Origin of the sequence: Brachybacterium hainanense (genome assembly GCF_042434575.1) — a bacterium.
GTDB lineage: Bacteria > Actinomycetota > Actinomycetes > Actinomycetales > Dermabacteraceae > Brachybacterium > Brachybacterium hainanense.
In genome coordinates this window covers 1-24,859 of the sequence record NZ_JBHLSV010000004.1, presented here as the reverse complement: position 1 = coordinate 24,859, position 24,859 = coordinate 1, and the positions used below count along the sequence as shown (strand labels likewise).

General features: G+C 72.6%; 22 protein-coding genes. 14 read left to right on the top strand and 8 right to left on the bottom strand.

Annotated features, from left to right (window positions below):
- Positions 1-11 precede the first annotated feature (11 nt).
- From ACFFF6_RS04115 to ACFFF6_RS04105, 3 genes are read right to left on the bottom strand one after another with little or no spacing between them, the layout of a single operon-like run.
- Entirely contained in the window at positions 12-995 is a 984-nt protein-coding gene (locus ACFFF6_RS04115) for a carbohydrate ABC transporter permease (protein ID WP_376978469.1), read from the bottom strand.
- Positions 992-2,293 (bottom strand): ABC transporter substrate-binding protein, encoded by a 1,302-nt coding sequence (locus ACFFF6_RS04110; RefSeq protein WP_376978467.1) that lies wholly within the window; start codon positions 2,291-2,293, stop codon positions 992-994. The genes ACFFF6_RS04115 and ACFFF6_RS04110 overlap by 4 nt, the downstream gene beginning before the upstream one ends.
- Positions 2,290-3,072 (bottom strand): GntR family transcriptional regulator, encoded by a 783-nt coding sequence (locus ACFFF6_RS04105; protein ID WP_376978465.1) that lies wholly within the window; start codon positions 3,070-3,072, stop codon positions 2,290-2,292. Before ACFFF6_RS04105 ends, ACFFF6_RS04110 begins: the two co-directional genes overlap by 4 nt.
- A 280-nt stretch (positions 3,073-3,352) precedes the next feature.
- On the opposite strand from ACFFF6_RS04105, the gene ACFFF6_RS04100 reads away from it, so the two are divergent.
- The 3 genes from ACFFF6_RS04100 to ACFFF6_RS04090 all read left to right on the top strand — a co-directional run bounded on the left by ACFFF6_RS04100 (position 3,353) and on the right by ACFFF6_RS04090 (position 8,605).
- On the top strand, positions 3,353-4,084 hold the full coding sequence (locus ACFFF6_RS04100) for a sugar isomerase domain-containing protein (RefSeq protein ID WP_376978463.1): 732 nt from the start codon (positions 3,353-3,355) through the stop codon (positions 4,082-4,084).
- Entirely contained in the window at positions 4,074-6,299 is a 2,226-nt protein-coding gene (locus ACFFF6_RS04095) for an alpha-N-acetylglucosaminidase (RefSeq protein WP_376978461.1), read from the top strand. Before ACFFF6_RS04100 ends, ACFFF6_RS04095 begins: the two co-directional genes overlap by 11 nt.
- A gap of 110 nt (positions 6,300-6,409) precedes the next feature.
- Positions 6,410-8,605 (top strand): outer membrane protein assembly factor BamB family protein, encoded by a 2,196-nt coding sequence (locus ACFFF6_RS04090; protein ID WP_376978459.1) that lies wholly within the window; start codon positions 6,410-6,412, stop codon positions 8,603-8,605.
- A gap of 15 nt (positions 8,606-8,620) precedes the next feature.
- Here the strand turns inward: ACFFF6_RS04090 and ACFFF6_RS04085 are convergent, their stop codons facing one another.
- Complete coding sequence (locus tag ACFFF6_RS04085) at positions 8,621-9,793, bottom strand: ROK family transcriptional regulator (protein ID WP_376978458.1); 1,173 nt, start codon at positions 9,791-9,793, stop codon at positions 8,621-8,623.
- Between the two features lie 185 nt (positions 9,794-9,978).
- On the opposite strand from ACFFF6_RS04085, the gene ACFFF6_RS04080 reads away from it, so the two are divergent.
- From ACFFF6_RS04080 to ACFFF6_RS04045, 8 genes are all read left to right on the top strand, one after another.
- Positions 9,979-10,995: a Gfo/Idh/MocA family protein gene (locus tag ACFFF6_RS04080; RefSeq protein WP_376978456.1), complete on the top strand. Its 1,017-nt coding sequence runs from the start codon at positions 9,979-9,981 to the stop codon at positions 10,993-10,995.
- A gap of 27 nt (positions 10,996-11,022) precedes the next feature.
- On the top strand, positions 11,023-12,375 hold the full coding sequence (locus tag ACFFF6_RS04075; RefSeq protein WP_376978455.1) for a sugar ABC transporter substrate-binding protein: 1,353 nt from the start codon (positions 11,023-11,025) through the stop codon (positions 12,373-12,375).
- A gap of 4 nt (positions 12,376-12,379) precedes the next feature.
- Positions 12,380-13,294: a carbohydrate ABC transporter permease gene (locus ACFFF6_RS04070; protein WP_376978453.1), complete on the top strand. Its 915-nt coding sequence runs from the start codon at positions 12,380-12,382 to the stop codon at positions 13,292-13,294.
- Positions 13,291-14,109: a carbohydrate ABC transporter permease gene (locus tag ACFFF6_RS04065; RefSeq protein ID WP_376978451.1), complete on the top strand. Its 819-nt coding sequence runs from the start codon at positions 13,291-13,293 to the stop codon at positions 14,107-14,109. Before ACFFF6_RS04070 ends, ACFFF6_RS04065 begins: the two co-directional genes overlap by 4 nt.
- Positions 14,109-15,182 (top strand): ABC transporter ATP-binding protein, encoded by a 1,074-nt coding sequence (locus ACFFF6_RS04060; RefSeq protein WP_376978449.1) that lies wholly within the window; start codon positions 14,109-14,111, stop codon positions 15,180-15,182. The genes ACFFF6_RS04065 and ACFFF6_RS04060 overlap by 1 nt, the downstream gene beginning before the upstream one ends.
- 93 nt (positions 15,183-15,275) lie before the next feature.
- A complete protein-coding gene (locus ACFFF6_RS04055; protein WP_376978447.1) occupies positions 15,276-15,425 on the top strand; it encodes a hypothetical protein in 150 nt (49 codons plus the stop codon).
- A complete protein-coding gene (locus ACFFF6_RS04050) occupies positions 15,416-15,538 on the top strand; it encodes a hypothetical protein (protein ID WP_376978445.1) in 123 nt (40 codons plus the stop codon). Before ACFFF6_RS04055 ends, ACFFF6_RS04050 begins: the two co-directional genes overlap by 10 nt.
- A gap of 188 nt (positions 15,539-15,726) precedes the next feature.
- Positions 15,727-16,992 carry an MFS transporter gene (locus tag ACFFF6_RS04045; protein ID WP_376978443.1) on the top strand — a complete coding sequence of 422 codons (1,266 nt, stop codon included), beginning with the start codon at positions 15,727-15,729 and terminating at the stop codon, positions 16,990-16,992.
- Positions 16,993-17,023: 31 nt separating this feature from the next.
- Here the strand turns inward: ACFFF6_RS04045 and ACFFF6_RS04040 are convergent, their stop codons facing one another.
- Together ACFFF6_RS04040 and ACFFF6_RS04035 are read right to left on the bottom strand one after the other, a co-directional pair.
- Positions 17,024-17,314, bottom strand: a complete 291-nt coding sequence (locus ACFFF6_RS04040) for a hypothetical protein (RefSeq protein WP_376978441.1) — start codon at positions 17,312-17,314, stop codon at positions 17,024-17,026.
- Between the two features lie 108 nt (positions 17,315-17,422).
- Entirely contained in the window at positions 17,423-19,024 is a 1,602-nt protein-coding gene (locus ACFFF6_RS04035; RefSeq protein ID WP_376978438.1) for a helix-turn-helix transcriptional regulator, read from the bottom strand.
- A gap of 217 nt (positions 19,025-19,241) precedes the next feature.
- Between ACFFF6_RS04035 and dhaL the strand changes: the two genes are divergently transcribed.
- Positions 19,242-19,907, top strand: coding sequence for a dihydroxyacetone kinase subunit DhaL (dhaL, locus tag ACFFF6_RS04030; protein WP_376978437.1), 666 nt, complete (start codon positions 19,242-19,244; stop codon positions 19,905-19,907).
- On the opposite strand, the gene ACFFF6_RS04025 is transcribed toward dhaL, so the two are convergent.
- Positions 19,894-20,673: a GolD/DthD family dehydrogenase gene (locus ACFFF6_RS04025; protein WP_376978435.1), complete on the bottom strand. Its 780-nt coding sequence runs from the start codon at positions 20,671-20,673 to the stop codon at positions 19,894-19,896. The two genes, dhaL and ACFFF6_RS04025, sit on opposite strands and share 14 nt — an antisense overlap.
- A gap of 291 nt (positions 20,674-20,964) precedes the next feature.
- On the opposite strand from ACFFF6_RS04025, the gene recQ reads away from it, so the two are divergent.
- Positions 20,965-22,806 (top strand): DNA helicase RecQ, encoded by a 1,842-nt coding sequence (gene recQ, locus ACFFF6_RS04020; protein ID WP_376978784.1) that lies wholly within the window; start codon positions 20,965-20,967, stop codon positions 22,804-22,806.
- A 3-nt stretch (positions 22,807-22,809) separates the two neighbouring features.
- On the opposite strand, the gene ACFFF6_RS04015 is transcribed toward recQ, so the two are convergent.
- Positions 22,810-24,042, bottom strand: a complete 1,233-nt coding sequence (locus ACFFF6_RS04015; RefSeq protein WP_376978433.1) for an aminotransferase class V-fold PLP-dependent enzyme — start codon at positions 24,040-24,042, stop codon at positions 22,810-22,812.
- A 259-nt stretch (positions 24,043-24,301) separates the two neighbouring features.
- Here ACFFF6_RS04015 and ACFFF6_RS04010 point away from each other — a divergent pair, with 259 nt between their 5' ends.
- Positions 24,302-24,574 carry a GlsB/YeaQ/YmgE family stress response membrane protein gene (locus ACFFF6_RS04010; protein WP_376978431.1) on the top strand — a complete coding sequence of 91 codons (273 nt, stop codon included), beginning with the start codon at positions 24,302-24,304 and terminating at the stop codon, positions 24,572-24,574.
- The last annotated feature ends 285 nt before the right edge of the window (positions 24,575-24,859 follow it).

Here is a 24,859-nt window from a genome sequence, read left to right as displayed (position 1 = left end):
TCGTCCGCGCCTCAGCCATCGTCCGCCCACCTCCTCTGCACCCGGAACTGCACGGCCGTGAGCAAGCCGATGATCAGCATGAGCAGGATCGCGATCGCCGCTCCGGTGCCCTTGTCGTTGCTGATGAACGCCTCCCGGTAGAACAGCGACACCATCGACTGGGTCGCGCCCTTGATGGGGTTGGACTCCCCGATCATGATGTAGATCAGGTCGAACAGCTCCATCCCGTGGATCACGCTGAGCACGGACAGGAAGAAGATGCTGGGGCTCAGCAGCGGCACCGTGATCGACACCAGCTGCCGCCAGCTGGAGGCGCCGTCGATCCAGGCGGCCTCGTGCATCTCCGCGGGGATGCCGCGCAGCCCGGCGCCGAGGATGATGATGTTGAAGCCGAGCGAGGACCACACCCCGACGATCCCGATCGCGAGCAGCGCGACCCATTCGGTGGAGGTCCAGTGCACCCGCGGCACCCCGAACACGCCGAGGAACTGATTGAGGATCCCGTACTGGCTGTTGAAGATCATCCCCCACACCAGCGCGATCGCCGCCGGCATGGACACGAACGGCGCGAAGAACAGCACTCGGTAGAAGGACACGAATCGCAGTCCGGGCCGGTTCAGCAGGTTCGCGATCACGATCGAGATCGGGATGCCGACCAGCAGGATCGCCGTGTACAGGAGGGTGTTCACGAGCGCCCGGGGCACCTGCCCGGAGGCGATCAGCCCCGCCCAGTTCTCCAGGCCCACGAACTCGGCGCCGCCGAACACGCCCCAGCGGGTGAAGGAGTAGTAGGCGGTCTGCAGCACAGGCCAGAAGTAGAAGACGGCGAGGCCCAGCAGGGTGGGCAGCACGAACAGCCACGGCCACAGGCCGTCGGGGTTCGCCAGGCCCCCGCGCCGGCGGCCGCGCCCGTTCCGGCGCCGTCGCCCGGCCGGGCCCGGCCCCGCACCCCCGCCCGGAGGGGCCGGGGAGCGCGCCGCGGCCGCCTGCGTCACTGCTCGGCCTCCTTGGCGAGCAGCTCGTCGATGCGGGCGTCCAGCTGCGTCGTCCCCTCCTCGACGCTCAGGTCACCGGCGAGGATCTGCGGGATCATCTCGCTCTCCACCTCGAGCCAGGCCTGCGTGTTCGCGGAGACCGGATACGGCACCCCGTACTCCTCGGCGGACGCGGGGAACAGGGCAAGGTCGTACTCGGGATGCGAGTCGATGTAGGCCTGCTCGGTGCCGCGGAAGGCGGGGATCGAGGTCCCCGAGGCGCCGACGATCTCCTGCGCCTCCTTCGTGCCGGTGTACACGGCGAAGGCCGCGGCGGCGTCGCGCTTCTCGCTGCTCGCGGAGGCGACGACGGCACCGCCGTGCAGGACCACGGCGCGCCGGTCCCCGATCGGCAGCGGCACCACCTGGATGTCCGCGGCGACGGCGGAGTCGACGTAGCCCTGGAGGCGGAAGCTGCCGCCGTAGACCATGGCGGCCTTCCCGCTCTTGAACAGCTCGTCGGGGGAGGTGTCGGCGGTGGTCTGGATCGTGGGCGAGGAGCCGTCCTCGACCATGTCCCGCAGGAACTGCAGCGCCTTCCGGCTGCCCGGGCTCGAGTACTGGGCCTTGGTCGCGTCCTCGTTCAGGACGGCGCCGTCCGCCTGGAAGATCAGGTTGTAGAACAGCTCCTGGTTGTAGGCGCCGCCGGCGAAGCCGTAGACGCCCTCGCCCGCGAGCTTCTCGCTGATGCTCTTCGCGGCGTGGTGCAGGTCCTCCCAGGTCCATTCGTCGGTGGGCGCATCGGCCCCGGCCTTCTCGAAGAGGGCCGTGTTGTACCACAGGCCGATGGAGTCGTACGAGGTCGGCACCCCGTAGGGCACGTCCTCGTAGGTGTACAGAGTGCTCATCGCCTCCGGGTAGTCCGCGAAGTCCAGCTTCCCGGCCTCGACGGCGGGGGCGAGGGAGGCGAGCATGTCGTGGCTCGCGTACAGCTGGAAGTTGGGGCCGTTCATCATGAAGGCGTCCGGCAGGTTCTCGCCCGAGGCCTGTGTCTGCAGGCGGGTGAAGAAGTCCTTGAAGGGGCTCGCCGTCATCTGCACGGTGATGTTCGGGTAGACCTTGTTGAAGCCGGCGATCACGGCGTCCCAGTCGAAGTCCGACTCCCAGATGGCGAACTCGATCTGCGCCTCCATCCGGGTGTCGGACACGTCGACGTCGCCGCCGGGTCCGGTCCCGGGGCCGCTGCGGCTGCATCCGGTCGCGGTGAGCCCGGCCAGCGCCAGTCCGGTGATCCCGCTCAGCATCGTCCGTCGTCTCATGTCCTGCGCCTCCGATTCGTGGATGCGATCTGCGATCGCGTGTGGTCCGGCCGGGGGCGCGGGGGCTCGCCCCGCGCCGCGAACGTGACGGTCGTGAAGTCGAAGCGGTCGCCCCGGTACACGGAGCGCCCCAGCTCGAGGCGCCGGCCGCGGCGGTCCACGCCGACCTGGGTCGCGAACAGGGCCGCGGAGCCGGGGGGCATCTCCAGCAGCTCGGCGAGCGCGGCATCGGCGGTGATCGCGGAGATCCGCCGGTCGTGGCGGTGGACGGCGATCCGGTACCGGGTCTCGAGCAGCTCGTACAGGGATCCGGTGAGGTCCAGGGAGAGCAGCCCGGGGAAGATCTCCTGCGGGAGCCATACCTCCTCGAGCGCCATCGGCATGCGGTCGGCGAGACGCAGCCTCCGGATCCGCTGCACGGGACTGCTGGGGGCGATGCCGAGGTCGCGGGCGACGGTGACATCGGCCGGCTCCTCCGCCGCCTCGAGCAGCCGGCTCGAGGGGTGCCAGCCGCGGGCGAGGGCGTCCTGGGTGAAAGAGCTCAGCCGCGGCGCCTTGGTCAGCCGGGGGTCGACGACGACCGGCGGGCCCCCGGCCCGGGCGCGGATCAGCTGCTGTTCGCGCAGCATCGCGAGGGCCGAGCGGACCGTGGACCGGGCGATGCCGAGCTCGGCGGCGAGCTGCCGTTCCGAGGGCAGGACGGCGGCGGGCTCCGCCCCGAGGATGTACCGCGACTCGATGGCGTCACGAGCCTCCTGCGCGATGTGTGCCGGGCGCATCGGGGCACCTCCTCGTTCCCTCGCCGGATCCTTCGAGCCTGGACCAGCGGTCCGTCCGCTCGCAAGGATCGGGACGCCCTGGTCTGCCTGTCGAGTCCTCGACCTGGCCCGTTACCGGCGAGGGGGCGCCCGGTGGTCCGGTAACCCTGGCCGCGGGCGGGCCGGCGCCGCTAGCGTCCGAGGGCATGATCGGACCCACCGGCCCCACCTGGCCCCTCCCCCTCGGCGCCCCCTCGGCGCCGCCCGCCCTGCCGTCCGCCGCGCTCCGGAGCGCGGCGCGGTGAGCGCGGTCGACGCCTACCGCGCCGCCGCCGCCCGGCTGCTCGAGGACACGGCGCAGGAGTCCGCCGGGCTGGGGCGCGCCTCCGAGCTGCTGGCCCGATCCCTCCGGGACGGCGGAGTGCTGCACGTGTTCGGCTCCGGGCACTCGGCCCTCCCGGCGACCGACGCGACCTTCCGCGCCGGCGGGCTCGCCCCCGTCCGCCTGATCCACGATCCGGCGCTCGCGCCCTGGGAGCCCACGCGCGTCTCCCGCATCGAACGGCTTCCCGGCTACGGCAGCGCGATCGCGCAGCTGCAGGACCTGCGGTCCGGGGAGGTCCTCGTGGTCATCTCCCATTCGGGCATCAACCCGGTGCCGATCGAGCTGGCCCAGCAGGCCCGGGAGCGGGGCCTGGTCGTCGTCGCGATCACCAGCCGCTCCCATTCCCTGGCCGCCCGGTCCCGGCATCCCGACGGCCTGCGCCTGCTGGACGTGGCCGATGTCGTGCTGGACACCCGCGCCCCGGAGGGGGACGTGAGCGTCTGCCTCGAGGACGGGACGGAGACCGGGCCTGTCTCCACGATCCTCGCGACCTGGCTCGTGCACGCGCTCGCGATCGGCGCGATGGAGCGTCTGGTCGCCGCGGGCATGCCGCCGCCGGTGCTGCGCAGCATGAACCGCGCCGGCGGGGACGGTTCCAACGAGGCCGTGCTGGCGCCCCTGCGCGGGAGGCTCTCCCGTGAGCCGTGACCTGCTCGCCGGGGTGCGGGGCCTCGCCCGCCGTCGTGCGCCCGCGCTCGAGGACCGCCTGCGGCTGCGGCTCATCGGCCCGGCCGGGGACGGTCTCGAGCGGGTCCTCGTGCATACCGACGGGGACGTGCTCCGGATCGAGGCGAGCACCGCATCGGCAGCCTGCGTGGGTCTGGCCCGCGCGCTCGAGGACGTCTTCGACGCGGACCTGTCCGCGCAGGGCCCCGCCGTCGTCGACGCCTCCGCGCCTCTGCCGCGCCGCGCCCCGCAGCGGTTCGCGACCGCGCTGCGCCGCCGCTACCACCACAACCCGGTGGCCTTCGGCTACTCGGCCGCCTCCTGGGACTGGGAGCGCTGGGAGCGCCACATCGACGACATCGCCCTGCACGGGGCGACGGCGCCGCTTCTGCTGGTGGGCCATGAGGCGGTGCTCGTGGCGATGCTGCGCGACCTGGACGTCCCGCAGGAGGAGGCGGCGCGCTTCGTGGGCGGGCCCGCCTTCCTCCCCTGGACGACCATGGGCATCACCCACGACCTGGGGGCCGTGCTCACCCCGGAGGCGCTCGCGGACCGGGCGCAGCTGGGCCGGCGCATCGCCGACCGGGCGCGGGAGCTCGGTATGCAGGTGGTGCTCCCCGGCTTCGGCGGGCAGCTGCCCGCATCGCTCGCGGGGACCGCGCGGACCATCGAGTGGCAGGGCTGGCGCAGCTCCCTCGCCGATCCGGGCAGCGCCCTGTTCGCCGAGGCCGCCGCCTCCCTGCACCGCCATCAGCGGGAGCTGCTGGGCACCGATCACCTCTACGCGGTCGACCCGTACATCGAGTCCCTGCCCCCGGCGGGCAGCCCGCAGGACTTGGCCGCGCACGCCGGGGCGATCTACGCGGCGATGCACCGCGCGGATCCGGAGGCGGAGTGGATCCTGCAGGGCTGGCCCTTCCACTACCGGGCCTCCTTCTGGACACCGGAACGGGTGCACGCCCTGCTGTCCCGGGTGCCGCAGGACCGCCTGGTGCTGCTGGACCTGTGGGGCGAGCACGCGCCGATGTGGCAGCGCACCGGGGGCATGTACGGCAGGCGCTGGCTGTGGTGCCTCACCCACGACTTCGGCGGGCGCTTCGCCGTGTTCGGGGACATCCGCGCCCTGGACGCGGACCTGGCGGGGCTGCGCACCGCGGCGGCCGAGGGGACCCGCGGCCGCCTGGAGGGCTTCGGCCTCACCGGGGAGGCGCTCGAGGACGATGCCGTCGTCCACGAGCTCGCGGCGCGGGCGCTGTGGTCGCCGATGCCGCCGCTCGAGGAATGGCTGGACGGCTTCGTCGCCCGCCGGTACGGGATGGATGATGCCCGGGCTCGCGAGGTCTGGGAGCTGCTGGGGTGGACCCTCTACGGGCCGGGCCGCACCCGGGCCACGCCCTCCCCGCTGATCGCCCGGCCCTGGTCGGCGGGCCTGCCCTTCGCCTCGCAGCGTCTGGCCGGGGAACCGCTGCCGGATGCGTCCGGACCGCCGTCGGCGAACCTCGATGCGGAGAACGACGCGGAGATGCTGGGCGCTCTGCCCCACCTCGCCGCGGCGGCCCGGACCCTTCTTCGCCTGCGCGGCACGGGACCGGCGGCTGCCGGCGGGGCCGATGCGCTGGGCCATGACGCGGCCCAGCTGGTCATCCATGTGGCAGCGCAATCCGCGCGCGCCCCGCTGCGGGCGATGGCCGCCGCCTCCGCCGCAGGGGACGGCGAGCGCGTCCGCGCGGAGGCCTCGGTGCTGGAGGCGCTGCTGCACGGGGTCGACGCGGTCGCCGCCACCCGGCCGGACATGCTGGTGGGCACGTGGATCGCGGCGGCCCGGCGCAGCGCCGGACCCGATCGGCGCCTCGCCGACGCCCTCGAGCGCGATGCCCGCTCCCTCGTGAGCGTGTGGGGCGAGCAGGACAGCGGCCTGCACGACTATGCGGCCCGGCACTGGTCGGGGTTGCTCACGGACCTCCACCTGGCCCGCTGGCGCGCCTGGGCGACATGGCTCGCCGCGATCGCCGACGGCACCGCCGATGCCGCAGACCCGGCTCCGCTGCGCACCCGGATCCAGCGGATCGAGGAGGACTGGCGCGGCGCGACCAGCCCGTACCCGACCGCGCCGTACGGCGACCTCACCGAGGTGACCCTGCCCTTGCTGGACCTCGCCGAGACCCAGATCCCGCGCCTGATCCCGCCGTCCACCTGACCGGTCGCCGCCCCTCTCCGCCGTTCCCCGTCTCCACCGCTTCCCGTTCCCTGCTCCTCCCCGGGGCTCCTCCCCGGGCTCATCGGCCCCCTCCTCCGAAGGACTCCCTCATGCACCGCGTCACCCGCCGCACCGCTCTCGCCTCCCTTCCCGCCGTCTCCCTGCCCGCGACGGGCCTGCTGGGCACCGCCGCCGCGCAGGCCGCCCCCGCGGCCGGACCGGGTCGTCCCGCCGAGCCGGACGCACGCACCGGGATCCGCCTCGCCTTCCTCGCCGACACGCATGCGGATCCGGAGAACACGACGAGCATGGCCCGGCTGCGGGCGGTGCTCGCGGCCGTCGAGGCCTTCGATCCCTCCCTCGTGATCCACGGCGGCGACGTCACCGAGCACGGCATCGAGGCGGAGTACCGGGCCTTCGAGGAGGCGGTGCCCGATGGTCTGCGCGAGCGGATGGTCGCGGTGCCCGGGAACCACGAGACGCGCTGGGACGCGAGCGCCGGGCAGCTGCGCCGCGAGCACCTCGGGGAGAGCGTGCGCGTGCAGGACCTCGACGGGCTGCGGATCATCCTCGCGGACACCACGGCCGACCAGCAGGAGGTCGCCTGGTGGACCCCGCAGGCCCTCACCGAGCTCGAGGAGGCGCTGCGCACCGCCGGGGATCGGCCCTGCGTGCTGGTCACCCACTTCCCCATGGGAGAGGGCTTCTACTACGTCGCGAACCAGCAGGACATGGAGGACGTGCTCGCCACCCGGCCGATCTCCCTGCATCTGACCGGGCACACGCATCGTGAGCTGCTGACGCGCGTGAACCGGCGCGATCAGCTGGAGGCGGCCGCCGTGAAGATCGACGCGGCCTACTACGAGCTGACCGGGGAGATCGACCGACTGCTGATCACGCGGGTCGAGATCTCCGATCCCACCGCCCCTGAGGATGCCGTGCGCACGGAGGTCGGGACCTTCGACCTGGGCCCCGAGCACGGCAGGGACCGCTTCCTGCCCCGCCGGGCGGAGGCGACCGACGAGGGCGCGTCCGTGAGCGTGGACGTCCCCCTGCCCGGGTCCTTCCACGGCGAGGTCGACGCCGTGCTGTACGACGCCGCGATCTACGCGGGTCGCAACGAGGAGCTCCCCTGGTCCCCGTTGCAGCGCAGCGGACGGGCCCGGTTCTCGGGCGGGCTGGACGCCTCGGAGCTCGCCGAGGGGAGGCAGCGCGTGCATGTGCGGGTGCGGCCAGAGGACAGCTCCGGCACCCGCCTGCTGACCGTTCCGTTCACACGCGGCGAGCGCGGCACCGCCTGGGAGGCGCAGCTCGCCGGGATGATCCAGGGCGCACCCGCCGTCCTCGACGCCGCGGACGGGCCGCTGCTCGTGGTCGGCGACAGCTCCGGCCTGGTCACCGCGCTCGACGTCGACGGCGCCGCCCGCTGGACCGCGCGGGTCGAGGGCGACGTCCGTCGCGATCTGGTCACCGCCCATGAGGGGCGTGCGGTCGCCGTCCCCGACAGCTCCGGCTTCCTGCACCTGCTCGCGGCCGACGGCTCCCTGCTCTGGCGGTACGCCACCGGCGCCCCGCTCGCGGCGGATCCCGGGGCCGGGACGATCGACGGGGCCGAGGTGCTCATGGTCTGCTCCGGGACGACGCTCCACGTCGTCGACGCCGTCTCCGGGGAGCGGCGGTGGACCGCGCAGCTGCCGGCGACGTCGATGGGGGCGCCCGCGACCGACGGCGAGCGCGTCCTGCTCGGGGTGGGCGACGGCCGCGCCCACGCCCTGGACGCCCGGACCGGCGCGCCCCTGTGGACCCGCTCGCTCACCGACCGGGCGGGCAGCTACCAGCGCTTCATCTACGGGCCCTGGAACGATGCCGTCACCGTGCTGCCCGACGGGAGCGTCCTCGCGTCCGGGATCGCCGACGCCCGCTGTCTCGCCCCGGAGGACGGCGCCGTGCGCTGGATCCTCCCGGGCTCCTTCCAGTACGCCCGGGAGACGATCACCGCTGACGGCGACCTGCTGCTGGCGAACGAGTCGGGCGAGCTCGTGCGGGTGGATCCCGCCACCGGCGAGGAGCGGGCCCGGCACGCGACCGCGGAGCGCATCCTGGACGAGGGCTTCGTGCTGGTGGGAGACGTCGTGCACACCGCGAGCCACGCGGGGCTGATCAGCGCGGTCGACCTGGGCTCGGGCGCCGTCGAGCAGATCACCCGGCTGAGCACCGCCCCCGTCCTCGCCCCGGGTGCGGCCTTCGGCGACCTCGTCGTGTTCGGCGACCTCGCCGGGACGGTGCACGCCCTGGCGCAGCTGTGAGCATGAGCCGCTCCCTCACCGGTCCGCATCGAGCGAGAACGTCGCCGAGAGCAGCAGCCCCGCCGCGCCCAGCAGCGTCGAGAGGTCGTCGTCGGCGACGGCCGCGAGCCGCGGCGGGGTCCGCCGCCGGTTGAGCATCCGCCCCAGCTCCTGGGAGAGGATCTCCTCGGCGAGCGCGCCCCCGCGCCCCACGTCCCCGTGGATCAGGTACTGCTGCAGCCCGAGGATCTGCTCGAGGTCCGCGATCCCCTGCGCCACGTTGCCGAGGTAGCGGCGCAGCAGCGCCGCGGCGGCGGGGTCCTGCACCGAGAGCTCGACAAGCGCTGCGCAGGTCATCGACTCCGCATCGGGGAGCCCGGCGCGCTCGGCCTCGCGGCGCAGCCAGGGCAGCGTGGCCACCGTCTCCCAGCAGCCGATCCTCCCGCACACGCACTGCTCGCCGTGCTGGTCCACGACCATGTGCCCGATCTCGCCGCCGCCCCCGCGGTCCCCGCGCAGCACGCGGCCGCTGTGCACGATCCCGACGCCGAGCACCTCCCCGGTGTACACGGAGGCGAAGGTCGACAGCTCGCGCCCCTCGCCGAACCAGAGGTCCCCGATGGCCTGCACCCGCGGGTGATGGTCCACCACGACCGGCACGCCCAGCCGCTCGCCCAGCAGCCGCGCCACGGGCATCCCCTGCAGACGCGGGGCGCGATAGATCTCGAGGATCTCCCCGGCATCCGTGTCGACCATGCCCGCCGAGGCGACGCCGATGCCCATGAGGGCGGTGCCGGCGAAGAACCGCTCGCAGCCGGCGACGATCCCGCTGCCGTCGTCCTCGGGCTCGAGCGGGGCCCGGCCCTCCCGCAGCACCTCCCCGTCCATGCGCAGCACCGCGCAGTGCACACCGTCGCCGGAGATGTAGACGCCCCCCAGGAGGACCTCGTCGCTGAACCACAGCGGACGCGCCGGCTTCCCGGCGCGTCCGCTGCCCCGTCGCGCCTCCGCCTGCAGGGGCTCCTGCTCGACGAGCAGCCCCGCGCCGAGGATCGGCTGCACGATCGTCCCGACGGTGGCGCGGCTGACGCCGAGCGCCGCGGCGAGCTCCGCCCGGCTCTGGGGGCCGTCGCGGTGCAGGAGCCGGATCAGCCGGGATCGGTTCGCGGCGCCGACATCGGCCGCGGTGAGCACGGAGGCATCGCTCATCGCCTCCACCTTCTGCCCTGGTCACAGCTCCGTGCCCGGCTGCGCTGCGTCTCCATCGCCGTCCTTCTCCCCCGTGTGCTCGGTCACGATCGTATCTCGCCGTCGGTCATCTCTGGACGCGATGCCCCGGAGTTTGTAGTGTGCTCCAACATATTCCATCGTTCGAGTACACAGGAGTACCGCCCATGGGCAACCCCCGCATCGCGATCATCGGCGGAGGCATCCGCGGCCGGATCTTCGCCGAGACCACGCACCACCACCCGGCGGCGGATCTCATCGCGATCTGCGAGCCGGATCCGGGCCGTGCCCAGCAGCTCGCCGGAGAGCTCGGCGTCCCCGCCCACGACTCGATCGAGGCGCTGCTCGCGACCGGTGCGCAGATCGACGCGGTCGTCGTCGCGACCCCGGACTTCGCCCATGAGAAGCCCGCGATCGCGGCCTTGGAAGCCGGGCTGGACCTCCTGGTGGAGAAGCCTCTGGCCACCACCTCCGCCGAGGCGGAGCGGATCATGGCCGCCGCCGAGCGCGGCGGCGGCCGCATCGTCGTCGGCTTCGAGAACCGCTGGAACCCCCTGTTCGCCGCGGTGCGCCGGCAGCTGCGCGCAGACGGCCACGCGCTCGTCTCCCAGCGCGCCCTCCTCCAGGACACGGTCTTCGTGCCCACGCGGATGCTCGGCTGGGCGGCGCTGTCCAGCCCCGCCTGGTTCCTCATGCCGCATTCCCTGGACATGGCCACCTGGCTCTCCCGGGCCGAGCCCGTCGAGGTCTACGCCCGCGGGGTCAAGCGCGTCCTGCCCTCCCTCGGGGTCGACACCTGGGACCGCGTCTCCGCGAGCTTCGCCATGTCCGACGGGTCGATCCTGGACCTCGACAGCGGCTGGGTGCAGCCGCTCGGCAAGCCCTCCGTCTTCGAGTTCCGCTTCGAGGTCGAGACCGAGGCCGATGCCTTCGTCCTCGACATCGACGACACCGGGGTCCGCCGCGCCACCGCCGAGCGCACCCTCGGCGTCGGTCCTCTCCCTCATGACCACCGCGGCCGTCCGCAGGGCGTCGCCGCGGACATGATGCGGGACTTCCTCGACGCCGTCGGCGGCGCCGATCTCGACCTCCCCGGCGCCGAGCACGGCCTGCTCATCACCCGCGCCATCGAAGCCGTCCACCGGTCATTGGAGACCGGTGCCGTCCAGCAGATCACCTCTTGATCACCTCCTGAAGGGAAACCGATCGCGATGTCTCGCACCTCCCGCCTCACCTCCCGCCGCAGCCTCCTGGGAGCAGGGGCCGCCGCCGGCGCCCTGGGCCTCGCCGCCTGCGTTCCCCCGTCCTCGACCGGCACCGACGGCGCCGGATCCGGCGAGGAGGGCTCCGCCGGCGACGCCCTCGCCCCGGACGGCTCCTCCCTGAAGGGCGCGGAGATCTCGATCCTCGACGACAACACGAACCTCGTGTTCAAGGAGGGTCTGATCGAGACCTTCCAGCAGGAGACGGGCATCATCGTCAAGAACTACGAGATGGCGAACTTCAACGACCTCCACGACCGGTTCGCGACCGCCTTCGCCGCGCAGGACTCCTCGATCGACGTCATCATGACCTGGGCCGGGTTCTCCGCCGAGTTCGGCCAGGCCGGATGGCTCCAGGAGCTCGCCCCGGAGGCGATCCCCGAGGACCTGGTCCGTCCCGCTCTGGATGCCGTCTCCTGGGACTCGACGGTCTACGGCCTGCCGAAGTTCGCGAGCGTCCAGACCATGTTCTGGAACAAGGAGCACTACGCCGCCGCCGGCCTGGACCCCGAGGCGGTGCCGGAGACCTGGGACGAGTTCGTCCAGGCCGCGAAGGCCACCACCGTCGACGGCCGCTACGGGTACTGCTGCGACATGGGCAACCCGGCCGGCGCCTACCAGAACTTCCTGCGCTCCCTGCTCCTGGCGGGAGGGGAGCTCTACACGAAGGACTGGACCCCGCAGCTGGACAGCGAGGCGGGCATCGAGGGTCTGACGAAGATGGTCGAGCTCCTGCACCTGCACAAGGTCATGGACCCGGCCTCCCTGCAGATCACCAATGCCTCGGACCTCATCGAGGTCTTCTCCCAGGGACGGACCTCCTCCGTCTTCAACTGGCCCTTCCAGTGGGCCTCGGCCACCGCCGAGGGTGCCGCGACCTCCGCGGAGACCACCGGGAACGGGCTGATCCCCGGGATCACGGTCCGCTCCGCCTCGATCGACGGCTCCGAGGGCTACGCGATCAGCGCCTTCTCGAAGAACAAGCAGGCGGCGCTCGCATGGCTGCAGTTCGCCTCCGGTGCGACGGCGCAGAAGCAGATCGTCGAGAAGGAGGGCTGGTTCCCCGTCTCCCAGAAGACCCTCGAGGACCCCGCCACTGCGGAGGCCCTGCCCGTGGTGACGACCTACCAGCAGGCCACCGAGTACGCGGTCCAGCGCTACGGGACCCCGTGGTCCAACGAGCTCGACCAGCTCCTGTCCGTGCAGGTCTTCCGGGCCATGAACCAGGAGGTCGAGCCCGCCGAGGCCCTGAGGACCGCCCAGCAGGAGCTGCTGCCGATCGTCGAGAAGTACATGGGGTGAGCGCATGACACGCCGCACCCTCACGGCCGGGGAGCGCGGGGACCGCCGGTTCGCGGTCCTCGCCGCCGCCCCCGCCGTCCTCGCCATCGGAGCGCTGTTCCTCTACCCGCTGATCTACGCGGTGATGCTCTCGCTCTACCAGATGAACGACAAGATGCCCGGGGCCACGCAGTTCGTGGGCCTGTGGAACTACGCCCAGATCGCCGCGGACGCGAACTTCCGCGAGGCGCTCGTGCGCACCCTCGTGTTCTCGCTGTTCACCGTGGTCGGAGGCGTGGCCCTCGCCGTCGGGATCGCCCGGCTGCTGCAGCACCCCTTCCGGGGGCGGAACCTCGCCCGCGTGCTGCTGCTGGTGCCGTGGGCGGTGCCGCCGGTCGTCAACGGCATCATGTGGAAGCTCGTCTTCGACGGCACCTACGGGGTCGCGAACTCCGTCCTGTCGGGCCTGGGGCTCATCGACCGCCCCGTCCAATGGCTCGCGGACCCGCAGCTGATCATGGGCGTGCTCATCCTGTCCGAGGTCTGGAAGCTCACGCCGTTCCTGGCGCTCATGACGATCGCCTCGATGCAGGCGATCCCCGCGAACATCTACCGCGCGGCGGCGATCGACGGCGCCGGCCGATGGGCGCAGTTCTGGAAGGTGACGCTCCCCAACCTGCGCGGGACGCTCATGTTCCTGTTCATCGTCCAGTCCATGTGGTCGATCAAGGTCTTCGACACGATCTACGTGCTCACCGGCGGCTCCGGCGGGCCGGCGGAGGCGACCACGACCGTCAACTTCCTCGCCTACCTGACCACCTTCAGCTACCTGGACCGCGGCTACGGCGCCGCCATGTCGATCGTCATCATGGGCCTCGTGATCGCCACGACGATCCTCTGGATCCTGGTGCTGGGCCGGAGGAAGGAGAAGTCCGCATGATCGCCCGCACCGTGATCCACCGCGCGCTCGTCGTGCTGCTCATGCTGTACCTCGTCGTCCCGTTCGGCTGGATGGTCCTCTACAGCGTCTTCCCCTCGAGCAACCTGCGCTCCGAGCGGATGGACCTCTCCCCGGCGGACCTCACCCTCGCCAGCTACGCGTCCCTGCTCTCGGACAGCTCCTTCCTGGTGCCGATCCGGAACTCCCTGGTCGTCGCCTCGGCGACGACGCTCATCTGCATGGCGCTGGGCTCGCTGTGCGCGTACGTGTTCGCCCGGTTCCGCTTCCGCGGGCAGCAGACGCTGCTGCTGGGGATGATGGCGGTGCAGGCGATCCCGGCCGTGGTCCTCGCGGTGCCGCTGTTCGTGCTGCTGCGAGCATTCGGCCTGTACGACTCGATGCTCGGGATGATCCTCACCTACACGGCGTTCATCCTGCCGCTGGTGATCTGGATGATGGTCAGCTTCTTCGAATCGATCCCGGTGAACCTCGAGAAGGCCGCCCGGATCGACGGCTGCACGCGCCTGGGCATCGTGCGGCGCGTGGTGTTGCCGCTGTCCGGGCCGGGACTGGCCGCCACCTCGATCTTCGCGTTCATCACCGCATGGAGCGACTTCTTCCTCGCGAAGGTCCTCACCTCGAACAGCACGCCGCTTCTGCCGGTGCGCACCGCCGCCTTCCAGGGCATCTTCGCCATGGACTACACAGCGGCCGCCACCGCCGGCGTGATCACCGCGCTGCCCGTGCTGGTGCTCGCGCTCCTCGCGCAGAAGTGGATCGTCCAAGGAATCACCGAAGGAGCCGTGAAGGGCTGATGGCAGAGATCCAGCTGCAGGGAGTCAGCAAGAAGTACTCCCCGAAGGACGACCGGTACGCCGTGGAGCACCTGACGTACACCATCCCCGACGGCAGCTTCGTCTCGCTGCTGGGGCCCTCGGGCTGCGGGAAGTCCACGACGCTGAACATGATCGCGGGGCTCGAGTCCGTCACCGACGGCTCGATCATCGTCGACGGACGAGCCGTGGAGGACCTCGAGCCGCACAAGCGCGACCTCGCCTTCGTGTTCCAGGACTACGCGCTCTACCCGCACCTGAGCGTGGCGGACAACATCGCCTTCGGCCTGCGGATGCGCAAGCTCCCCAAGGCGGAGATCGAGCAGCGCGTCCGCGAGGCGGCCACGAAGCTCGAGCTCGAGAACCATCTGGGGCGCCGGCCGAAGGCGCTCTCCGGAGGGCAGCGTCAGCGGGTCGCGCTCGCGCGGGCGATCGCGCGCCGTCCCGGGGTGCTGCTCTTCGACGAGCCGCTGTCGAACCTCGACGCCCTGCTGCGTGACAAGACGCGGGCGGAGCTGAAGATCCTCCACGCGGAGATCGGCGCGACCAGCGTGTACGTCACCCACGACCAGGAGGAGGCGATGAGCCTCTCGGACCGGATCGCCGTCATGAGCGCCGGCCGGCTCGAGCAGTACGGGACGCCCGCGGAGATCTACCGGACCCCGGCGACCGAGTTCGTCGCCGGCTTCGTCGGCAAGCCGCGGATGAACATCGTCGACGCCGCCGTGATCGGCCCGCACCGGGTGCGGCTGGAGGGGACCTCCCTCGAGGTGGACGTGCCGGATGCCGATCTCGGCGAGCGCAGCGCTGTGCGGCTGGGCCTGCGCCCCACCGAGTGCGCCCTGGTCGCGGGCACCGCGGCCGAGAACGACGGCACCGTCCTCGTGGTCGAGCCGCTCGGCAACGCCACGGACATCATGCTCCGCATCGCCGGCGGGGAGTTCGTCGTGCGGGAGGCCGGCTTCTCGTCCTTCGCCCCCGGCGACCCGGTGCGCCTCGATGCCCGGGCCGCGGCGCCGCACGTGTTCGACGCGGAGACGCATCTGCGGCTGTGAGCGCGACCGACGCCGCCGAGCGCCGGGGACGAGGACCCGACACCGTCCCCGGCGGGTCGGCCGTCCTGCCCGATCACTCTTCAGGATTCGCCGATGTCCATCTTCATCGAGCACGCACCGCGGATTGAACGCATGCGCGGCATGCACGGTCCTTTCATGCCTGCTGTGCGCCGCCGACTCGAACAGCACGGCATCACCGCGACCTGGCACTCCTGCCTCACGACTCCCGCACGGTGCTGTTGACGACGTCGGTGACCCCGGAGCGCGCCGAGCTGATCCGCGAAATGCGCAGCGATGTCGCGTCCTCGCTGCTGGACGCCTATGAGGCCGGCTTCCTCTCCGGTCTCGGAGAGTGACCCCCGGATCCGAGGGCTCCTCGCGGAACGCCCGGACATCGGAGCGCCGCCGCGTACCCCATCACCCCACCCTTGAGCCATCCCCGCCACCGCCTATACGATCGACCGGTCCACACCGCTTCCAGCGTCGGCAGCGATACCCCGCCCCTCTCGCGCTGGAGAAGCCGTTGACCTCGCCTTCCGCACCCGTGCCCGCTGTCTCCGGGCAGGCCCCGCTCTCTCCCGGCCGTCTGCGCCTGGTGATCCTCGCGATGGCGCTGGGCGCCTTCGCGATCGGCACCACCGAGTTCGCCTCGATGGGCCTGCTGCCGCAGATCGCCGGCTCCCTCGAGGTGAGCGTGCCGCAGGCGGGCATGCTCATCACCCTGTACGCGCTGGGCGTCGTGATCGGGGCGCCGCTCGTGACGATCGCCGCGGTGCGCATGCCGCGCTCCCAGCTGCTTGTGCTGCTGATCGCCCTGATCGGCCTGGGAAATCTGCTGTCCGCGATCGCCATGAGCTTCCCGGTCCTCGCGGGCGCCCGCTTCGTGGCCGGGCTGCCCCATGGCGCCTTCTTCGGCGTCGCCTCCCTCGTCGCGGCGCGGCTGTCGCCCGCGAACCGGCGCGCCCGCTCCGTGTCCCTGGTGATGCTGGGCCTGACCGTCGCGACGATGCTGGGGGTCCCGGCCTCGACCGCTCTCGGGCAGCAGGTCGGCTGGCGCGCGGCCTACCTCATCGTCGTCGTCATCGCGCTGGCGAGCACCCTCGCGATCTGGCGCCTGGTCCCCGAGCCGGAGGGCACCGCGACCGGCGGCTCGATCCGCGGAGAGCTGCGGGCGCTGCAGCGTCCGCAGGTGTGGCTGGGCCTAGGCATCGGCGCGATCGGCTTCGGCGGGATGTTCGCGGTGTACAGCTACATCGGCGAGATCGTCCCGGGCGTGCTGGGCCTCGGCGTGGGCGCCGTGCCGGTGGCGCTGTTCGTGTTCGGCGTGGGCATGACGGCCGGCAACATCGTCGCGGGCCGGCTCGCGGACCGCAGCGTCTACGGCACGATCTTCCTGGGCCTGGTGGGCATGGCGGCGAGCCTCGCCGTGTTCGCCCTGGTCGCGCACAGCGCGGTCGCCGGGATGGCGCTGCTGTTCGCGATCGCCGTGACCTCCCAGCTCATGGGGCCGTCTCTGCAGCTGTTCCTGCTGGACGCCTCGCCCGACGCTCCCTCGCTCGCGGCCGCTCTGCATCATTCGGCGCTGAACATCGGCAACTCCCTGGGCGCGGCGCTCGGCGCCGCCGTCCTCGCCGCGGGGCTGGGCCTGCTCGCCCCCGCCTGGACGGGCGTGGTGCTGGCCCTCGCAGGCCTCATCGTCGCGTCCGCCTCGCTCCTGCTGCACCGGCGGGAGCTGAGCCGCCGGGCGGCGAGCGCGACGCATGCCGTGCCGGCCCCCACCATGACCGGCGAGGTGCCCGCGGTCTGCTGAGCCGGGGCGGGCATCGTCTACCCCCGGGGGCTCAGCTCGGTGCCCGCACCACGTCGGTGTCGATACCGTCCCGGGCGTAGACGAGGAAGAAGCCCTGGCGGGTCCTCGGCAGATAGTCGATCACGGCACCCACGGCACGGAGGTCCGCGAGCCATTCGTCCAGGGCAGCGGCCTCGTCCGCCTCGAGCACGAATCCTGCGCGACGCATCGCGAGCTGCGACAGCCTGGAGAGCGCATAGGCGTCGGCGTGCTCATCCGCGATGTCCCCGTGCGCGAGGGGATCAGGGCCCACGTTCCACGGGTCGTCCGCCGCGAAGCTCATCGGAGTCCTCCTTCGATCGCGTGCCCCGATCATCGGACACGGCACCGACATCCGAGGACAGCCGAGTCGCGGGAGCCGCGCGCTCGTGCTTCGAGGAGACCGGTGCATTCACGAGGCGGGCGGCGAGCCCGGCTCAGCCCTGCGCGCTCCGCCCAGGAGCACGGCGCGCTTGCGCAGCAGCTCGGCCTTGGAGTGGACGCCGGCCTTGCGGTACATGTCGCGCAGCCGGGTCTTGACGGTGTGCGGGGAGACGTGGAGGCGGCGGGCGGCGTCGGCGATGCTGTCGCCCTCCTCGAGGCTGCCGAGGAGCTCGCGCTCCCCGCGGGTGAGGACGACGACCTCGGTCCGGGGATAGGGGCTGCTCAGCTGCGGCACCGGGTCCGCGCCGAAGAGCTGCTCGCGCAGGGCGGCGGGCAGGAGCGCGAGCTCGGCGGCCGGCCCGCGACCGCGAATCGCAGCGCACAGCGGATCGCCCTCGCGCAGCGTCCAGCCGGCCGTGCCGGTGCGCTGGCGCAGCAGCCGGATCACATCGAGCTCAGGTGAGCTGAGCGCGCTGAAGCGGCCGATCGTCCCCAGGAGCGTCTCGAGCGCGGCCGTCTCGTGAAGGAGCCACAGCAGGCGGGCGCGGCTCGCGACCAGCTGCGGGGGCCGGTGCGCGACGTGGGCGTCCTCGGGCTCCGCGCTCTCCGCCTCGTCGAGGACCTGGCCCGCCTCGTCGAGAGCCCCGGCGGCCTGCAGCAGGTCGGCGAGGTCGGCGCGCAGCAGCGCTCCGGGGTAGGCGTCGGGGCGCGCGGAGGAGTAGTGGTCCTCGAGCTGTCGGCGCAGATGCAGCACCCCTGCGGCCGGGTCCTCATGCAGGTCCAGGCGGGATCGCACATGCACCGGCAGCCACCAGTACTGTCCGAAGAGGTCCTCGTCGGTCTCCGGGTCGAGCTGCCCGGCGCGGGCGAGCTCCTCCCGCGCCTGCTCGTGCTCTCCGCGGGCGACGTGCAGCAGGCCGCGGGTCAGCACGGCGATGCCGCTCCACATGCGCAGCCGTCCGCCCTCGGGGCCGTGCGGGTCCGCCACGGGGTCCGGAAGGATCTGCTCCGCCCGTTCCAAGTCGGCGGCGAGGACGTGGACGAGGCCGATGAAGGTCTGGGCGTGCCCGGCGGCCGGGTGCCCGCCGTTCGCCTCCGCCCAGCGCATGGCCCCGCGCAGCGCCCCGATCGCCTCGGCCGCACGCCCGCCGAGCAGCTTGGTGGTGCCCACGTTCATGAGGACGATGGGGATCACGTCCTGGATGCCGACGCGATCGGTCGAGGTGCTGAGCTCGGCGAGGAGCTCATCGGCCAGCTGATCGGCCGGCCCGTAGCTGCCCTCGAAGAGCATGCGGTGCAGCCGGATCGAGCGCACGCCCAGACGGTCCCGCAGCTCGGGGTGCGGCTGTGCCGCCACCCAGCGCTCGAAACGGGTGATGACCACATCGGGCAGCGGGAGGGAGTGCCGGGTCAGCGCGAGCGTGAGGGCGTGACGGGAATGCGCGGGGATCCGGGCGCACGCCGGGGACTCGAGGACCTCCGCCAGCAGCTCGGGCTCGGCGAGCATCGCCCGGTAGTAGGACCGGTCCAGGAAGGTCGCGAGCGCGTCCAGGTCGTTCCCGCCGCGCAGCCGCCGCAGCTCCTGGCGGAGATCCCGGCCCGCGGCGCCTCCGACCTGCCCTTCGTCCACGTCCTGCCCCTCATCTCGTCGTGCCCCTGCCTCCACCCAGTCTCCCGCACGGGGCCGATGCAGTTCGTCGCAAGACCCCCGGGACCTCCCGGATCCGCCCGTGAGCCACCTCCTCCCCACCCCCGTGGGACGGCCGATACCGCGCGGCCCTGGTCCGCGGCGCCGACGCCCGGACCCGGCGCAGGCGCCGACGCCTGCGCCGAGTAGGCTCGTCCCCATGACCACGTCCCTGTCGCTCGAGGACCTCACGGCCTGGCTGACCGCCTTCGCCCGGGAGGTCGATGCGCAGGAGGCGCTGCTGACCTCGCTCGACGCGGCGATCGGGGACGCGGATCACGGGGCGAACATGGTGCGCGGAACCCGCTCGGTCGCCCAGTCCCTCGCGGCGCAGACCCCGCGGACGGCCTCGGAGCTGCTCCTGCGTGCGGGGACGACGCTGGTCAGCTCCGTGGGCGGCGCGGCCGGCCCGCTGTACGGGACGTTCTTCCTGCGCATGTCCCGGGAAGCCGGGGCGGTGACGGAGCTCGATGCCCGCGGCCTCGGGGCGGCGCTGCGCGCGGGCCTGGAGGGGCTCGTGCTGCGCGGCAGGGCGGAGGTCGGGGACAAGACCCTGGTCGACGCGCTCTCCCCCGCGGTCGCGGCCTTCGAGGGGGAGGCCGCGGCCGGCGGGGACGTCGCCGCCGCCGCGCAGGCCGCAGCGGTCGCCGCCGCCGCGGGCCGGGACGCTGCCCGGATGCTCGAGGCCCGCAAGGGGCGCGCCTCCCTGCTGGGCGAGCGGTCCATCGGCCATGTCGACCCGGGCAGCGCGAGCGCCGCCCTCCTGATGGAGTGCCTGGCCGAGGCGGCGCTCGGCTCGTCGGCGGCCCCGATCACACGGTCGTGAACCCGCCGTCCAGCAGGTAGTTGCTGCCGGTGATCATCGCCGCCTCCTCCCCGGCGAGGAATGCGATGAGGGCGGCGACCTCCTCCGGCTGGGCGAAGCGTCCCGCGGGGATCGCGGCTCTCGCCTTCTCGCCGCGCTCCCCCGCCCAGGCCGCCTTCCCGAGCGGCGTCTCCACGACGGTCGGGGACACGGCGTTGACGGTGACGCCGCGGCCGGCCCATTCGAGGGAGAGCACATGCGTCAGCCCGACGACCGCGGCCTTGCTCGCACAGTAGGCGGCATGCTGGTCGAGGCCGATCACGGAGGCCTGCGAGGCGAGGTTGATGATGCGGCCGTAGCCGGCCTCGAGCATGACCCGGCCGGCGGCCTGCGCCATGTAGAAGGTGCCGCTGAGGTTCACGTCCAGGGTGAGCTGCCAGCGGTCGGGGGTGACGTCGACGGCGGGATCCAGCAGCGCCAGGCCCGCGGAGTTCACGAGGATGTGGGGGACGCCGACCTCGCGGACGGTCTCCTCGATCGCGGTGGTCGCCGCCTGCGGGTCGGCGAGGTTCCGCACGAGGGCCAGGTGGCCCTCGCCCGGGAGCTCCGCCATGACGGAGCCGACGGCATCGTTCAGATCGACGCCGACGATCCGGGCGCCGCGCGCGGCCAGATGCTCGGCCACGGTCCGGCCGATACCGCTCGCCGCTCCCGTGATGACCGCGATCCTGCCGGTGAAGGCGCCGTCCGCGCGTGAGGCTGCTGTGCTGACGTGTTCGCGGTGCATGTCTTCGTGCTCCTCGACGGGTTGTGATCCGGGACCGGACGGCGCGGACCACGACCGGAAGGAGGCCCGCGAGTCGGGCATACGGTAGCAGCCGGGCAGCGGCGGAGCCGGAGCAGGCGGCAGCCGAACGGCCCCGCCGGCGCATCCGCGGCGTCCGCCGCCCCGCTCCGTCATCCACATCGCACCGCCCGTCGACCGCGCGGCCGGACCGCTCCGCCTAGGCTGGAGGGCATGGACGACCTCCCCGTGACCGCTGCTCCCCCGGCCTCGCCCGCGCCCGCGGAGGACGTCATGACGGAGGCGCTCGCGGCGCTGCAGCACGTCTTCGGCTACGACGCGTTCCGCGGCGACCAGGCGGCCATCATCCAGCAGGTCGCGAGCGGCGGCGACGCGGTCGTGCTCATGCCCACCGGCGGCGGGAAGTCCCTGTGCTACCAGATCCCTGCGCTGGTCCGGGAGGGCACCGGCATCGTCGTGTCCCCGCTGATCGCGCTGATGGCCGACCAGGTCGCCGCGCTCGAAGCCGTGGGCATCCAGGCGGCCTTCCTGAACTCGACCCTCGACCTCGAGCAGGTCCGGAAGGTGGAGCAGGACCTGCTGGCCGGGGAGCTGGACCTGCTGTACATGGCGCCGGAGCGGCTGGTCCTGCCGCGCACCGTGCAGCTGCTGCAGCGGGCGGAGGCACAGTCAGGCCTCGCGCTGTTCGCGATCGACGAGGCCCACTGCGTGTCCCAGTGGGGCCACGACTTCCGGCCCGACTACCTGGGCCTGAGCGTGCTCGCGGAGGCCTTCCCCCGGGTGCCGCGGATCGCGCTCACGGCCACGGCGACCCGCGAGACGCACCGGGACATCACCGAGCGGCTCCAGCTGGGGCGTGCCCGGCACTTCGTGTCGAGCTTCGACCGGCCGGGCATCCAGTACCGCATCGAGCCGAAGGACCGCGCACGCGATCAGCTGCTGCGGCTGATCCGCGCCGAGCACGAGGGCGATGCGGGCATCGTGTACTGCATGTCGCGGCGCGGCGTGGAGGAGACGGCTCGCTGGCTGGTCGATCATGGCGTGGCCGCCCTCCCCTACCACGCGGGTCTCGACGCACGGGTCCGGCAGGAGCATCAGGAGCGCTTCCTGCGCGAGGACGGCCTGGTCGTCGTGGCGACCATCGCCTTCGGCATGGGCATCGACAAGCCGGACGTCCGCTTCGTCGCGCACCTGGACCTGCCCAAGTCGATCGAGGGCTACTACCAGGAGACGGGCCGCGCCGGGCGCGACGGCCTCCCCTCGACCGCCTGGATGGCCTACGGTCTGGGCGACGTGGTCAACCAGCGGCGCTTCATCGACGCCGGCGAGGGCTCCGAGCAGCACAAGCGTAGCGCCCGGGCGCATCTGGACGCGATGCTGGCCCTGTGCGAGACGGTCACGTGTCGGCGGGTGCAGCTGCTGCGATACTTCGGGCAGGACTCGCAGCCGTGCGGGAACTGCGACACGTGCCTGAACCCGCCGGAGACCTGGGACGCGAGCGTGGCCGCGCAGAAGCTGCTCTCGGCCCTGATCCGGCTGGACCGCGAACGCGGCCAGAAGTTCGGCTCCGGGCATGTGATCGACGTGCTGCTGGGCCGCGAGTCCGACCGCTCCCGCCAGTCCCGCCACGAGGAGCTGAGCGTGTGGGGCATCGGCACGGAGCTGTCGGAGCGGGAGTGGCGCACGGCGCTGCGTCAGCTGCTGGCCCGCGGCATCGTGGAGGCGGAGGGCGAGTACGGCGTGCTCGTACCGGGTCCGCTGGCCGGGCCCGTCCTGCGCGGCGAGCAGACGGTCGAGCTCGCGGTTGACCGGAGGCCCGCGAAGACGCAGCGGCCCCGGGGCGCGAGCAGCACCGCGGGAGCGCCCCGGGCGGCCGATGCGCTCGAGCCCGCGCAGCGCGAGGTCTTCGAGGCCCTGCGGGCCTGGCGGACCTCCGTCGCGAAGGAGAAGCAGATCCCGCCGTACATGGTGTTCTCCGATGCCACGCTCGTGGGGATCCTCGAGGCGCGACCGTCCACGGCGGCGCAGCTCGGGAACGTCAGCGGGGTGGGCGCGAAGAAGCTCGCCGAATACGCCGAGGCGGTCCTCGAGGTGCTCGAGGACGCGAACGCCTGAGCCTCAGCCGCGGCGCGCGGCGACCTCCGCGAGCAGAGGCACACCCCTGTCCGCCATCACGGAGAGGTCCTCGGCGGTCGTGTACGGGGCGGCGGAGATGCGCAGGAACCCTTCGCCGTGGAACTCGGTGAAGGCACCGATGCAGCCGGTGGCCTCCATGAACGGGACCCGGAGCGCGTCGACGGCATCGTGGTCCCAACGCGCCGCACCGGGCAGGCGCAGCAGGCGCATCGGCCCGAAGCCGGTGCCGACGTCGGCGACGGGCTCCTCGACACCGACGTCGCGCAGCGCCTGTCCGATCTCCTCCTCGGCACGCCGCATCATCGCCTCGGCGTGGCCACGGATCCGCTCCCAGCCGAGCTCGGCCTCGAGATGGTCGTAGGCGTGCCCGGCGCTGAACCAGGCGGTGACATCGGCGGTGCCCTGATGGTCGAAGCGCTCGGGGTATCCGGCGCGACCGCCCCACGAATCCACCAGCGGGAACAGGTCCAGCGCCTCGGTGCCGCGGACCAGGACCGCGGTTCCGCGCGGAGCGCACCAGAATTTGTGGAGGTTCCCGATCCAGGCATCGGCCTCCCGGATCACGGGGTCGGGAAGGGCGCCGGGGGCGTGGGCGCCGTCGACCAGCACGAGGGCGCCGTGCTCGTGGGCGAGGCGAGCGGCCTCCGCAGCGGGCAGGCGTCGTGCGGTCGCGGATGTCACCTGGTCGATGACCAGCAGATCCGTCCGGTGCTCCCGCAGATGCTGCGTCAACAGCGTCAGGACCTCGTCGTCGGAGGCGGACAGCGGGATCGGCAGGACGGCGAGGCTGCCGCCGCTCTCGCGGGCTGCGCGTTCGGCCCCCATCGTGACGGCGCCGTAGCCGTGGTCGGTCACCAGGGCATGCACAGGCCGTCCGCGCTGCACCACAGCGCGGTATACGACCGAGGCGCCGGCGCTCGCATTGGTGACCATCACGAGGTCAGATGCGCCGACACCGAGTCGAGCGGCCATGTCGCGGCGGACGCCGACGAGGCGGTCGGCCAGCGTGCTGAACCAGCGCACCGGGTTGGTCTCCATCGCCTCCCGCGAGGCCGCCTGGTGATCGAGGACGGCGCGCGGCACCGCACCGAAGGAGCCGTGGTTCAGATGCCGGAAGGCAGGGTCGAGGTCCCACAGCTCCCGGGCCGACCTCCCTTCGCGCGTCCTCAGCACGGGGTCCGCGGTCCGGACCTCCTGCGCGATCAGCTCCGTCATGACATCCTCCCGTTCCGGCGGGACGCACCCCGCCGAGCCATGATCCAGCAGCACCCGACCGCCCTGCCCGCTCGTCTCACCCGCTTCACCTCGAGGGCCGTGGCAGCGCCTCGCAGCCCGGGACGCCGAGGACTCGCCCGGGAGGGACAGCCTGGCGTCCGCGCCCCTGCCGACCACGGGGTCGGCAGCGTCCGCGGACGGAGCCAGGCCGCTACGGTGGTGCCGACATGCAGGACACCCCAGGGATTGGAGCCACCACATGGTCATCATCGGCTGGATCGTCGTCGGACTGATCGCCGGCGCGCTCGCGAAGCTCATCCTGCCTGGGAAGCAGGGAGGGGGATGGCTCGCGACCATCATCCTCGGCGTCATCGGCGCGTTCGTCGGCGGGCTGCTCTTCGGGCTGCTGGGAGGGAAGGGAATGGGCGCGGTCCTGTCGGACCCGTGGTCCTGGGGTTCCCTCGCGATCGCGGTGATCGGCGCGCTCGTGTTCTCCTTCGTGTGGGGTCTGATCACGAAGGACCGCGGCTGACGCGCAGCTCCGTTCCCCGCTGCTGTGCGGGGCCGGCGTGATCATCCAGGAAAGCGGCCCGCGGCACCCCGCCGCGGGCCGCGTCGCTGTCTCCTGCGGGTCCTGGAGGAGCTTCGTCGGGGCGTGACGCGCACAAAAAGAGGGGGCCCTGAAACAGGGCCCCCATCATCGTGTTCCGGGACGGTAACAGGCCCTCCGGGACGGGAGCCCCCCGCGGTCGGGGGGGGTGGTCGTCTTCGCCCGGGCGTGGCGGGGGTGTGTCCTGGAATGCAGGAGAGCGGGTGA

Coding starts and splice junctions, on each gene's coding strand:
- ACFFF6_RS04110 (WP_376978467.1), bottom strand. CDS start 2,293: ATGAGACGACGGACGATGCTGAGCGGGATCACCGGACTGGCGCTGGCC.
- ACFFF6_RS04105 (WP_376978465.1), bottom strand. CDS start 3,072: ATGCGCCCGGCACACATCGCGCAGGAGGCTCGTGACGCCATCGAGTCG.
- ACFFF6_RS04090 (WP_376978459.1), top strand. CDS start 6,410: ATGCACCGCGTCACCCGCCGCACCGCTCTCGCCTCCCTTCCCGCCGTC.
- ACFFF6_RS04085 (WP_376978458.1), bottom strand. CDS start 9,793: ATGAGCGATGCCTCCGTGCTCACCGCGGCCGATGTCGGCGCCGCGAAC.
- ACFFF6_RS04080 (WP_376978456.1), top strand. CDS start 9,979: ATGGGCAACCCCCGCATCGCGATCATCGGCGGAGGCATCCGCGGCCGG.
- ACFFF6_RS04075 (WP_376978455.1), top strand. CDS start 11,023: ATGTCTCGCACCTCCCGCCTCACCTCCCGCCGCAGCCTCCTGGGAGCA.
- ACFFF6_RS04070 (WP_376978453.1), top strand. CDS start 12,380: ATGACACGCCGCACCCTCACGGCCGGGGAGCGCGGGGACCGCCGGTTC.
- ACFFF6_RS04065 (WP_376978451.1), top strand. CDS start 13,291: ATGATCGCCCGCACCGTGATCCACCGCGCGCTCGTCGTGCTGCTCATG.
- ACFFF6_RS04060 (WP_376978449.1), top strand. CDS start 14,109: ATGGCAGAGATCCAGCTGCAGGGAGTCAGCAAGAAGTACTCCCCGAAG.
- ACFFF6_RS04055 (WP_376978447.1), top strand. CDS start 15,276: ATGTCCATCTTCATCGAGCACGCACCGCGGATTGAACGCATGCGCGGC.
- ACFFF6_RS04040 (WP_376978441.1), bottom strand. CDS start 17,314: ATGAGCTTCGCGGCGGACGACCCGTGGAACGTGGGCCCTGATCCCCTC.
- dhaL (WP_376978437.1), top strand. CDS start 19,242: ATGACCACGTCCCTGTCGCTCGAGGACCTCACGGCCTGGCTGACCGCC.
- ACFFF6_RS04025 (WP_376978435.1), bottom strand. CDS start 20,673: ATGCACCGCGAACACGTCAGCACAGCAGCCTCACGCGCGGACGGCGCC.
- recQ (WP_376978784.1), top strand. CDS start 20,965: ATGACGGAGGCGCTCGCGGCGCTGCAGCACGTCTTCGGCTACGACGCG.
- ACFFF6_RS04015 (WP_376978433.1), bottom strand. CDS start 24,042: ATGACGGAGCTGATCGCGCAGGAGGTCCGGACCGCGGACCCCGTGCTG.
- ACFFF6_RS04010 (WP_376978431.1), top strand. CDS start 24,302: ATGGTCATCATCGGCTGGATCGTCGTCGGACTGATCGCCGGCGCGCTC.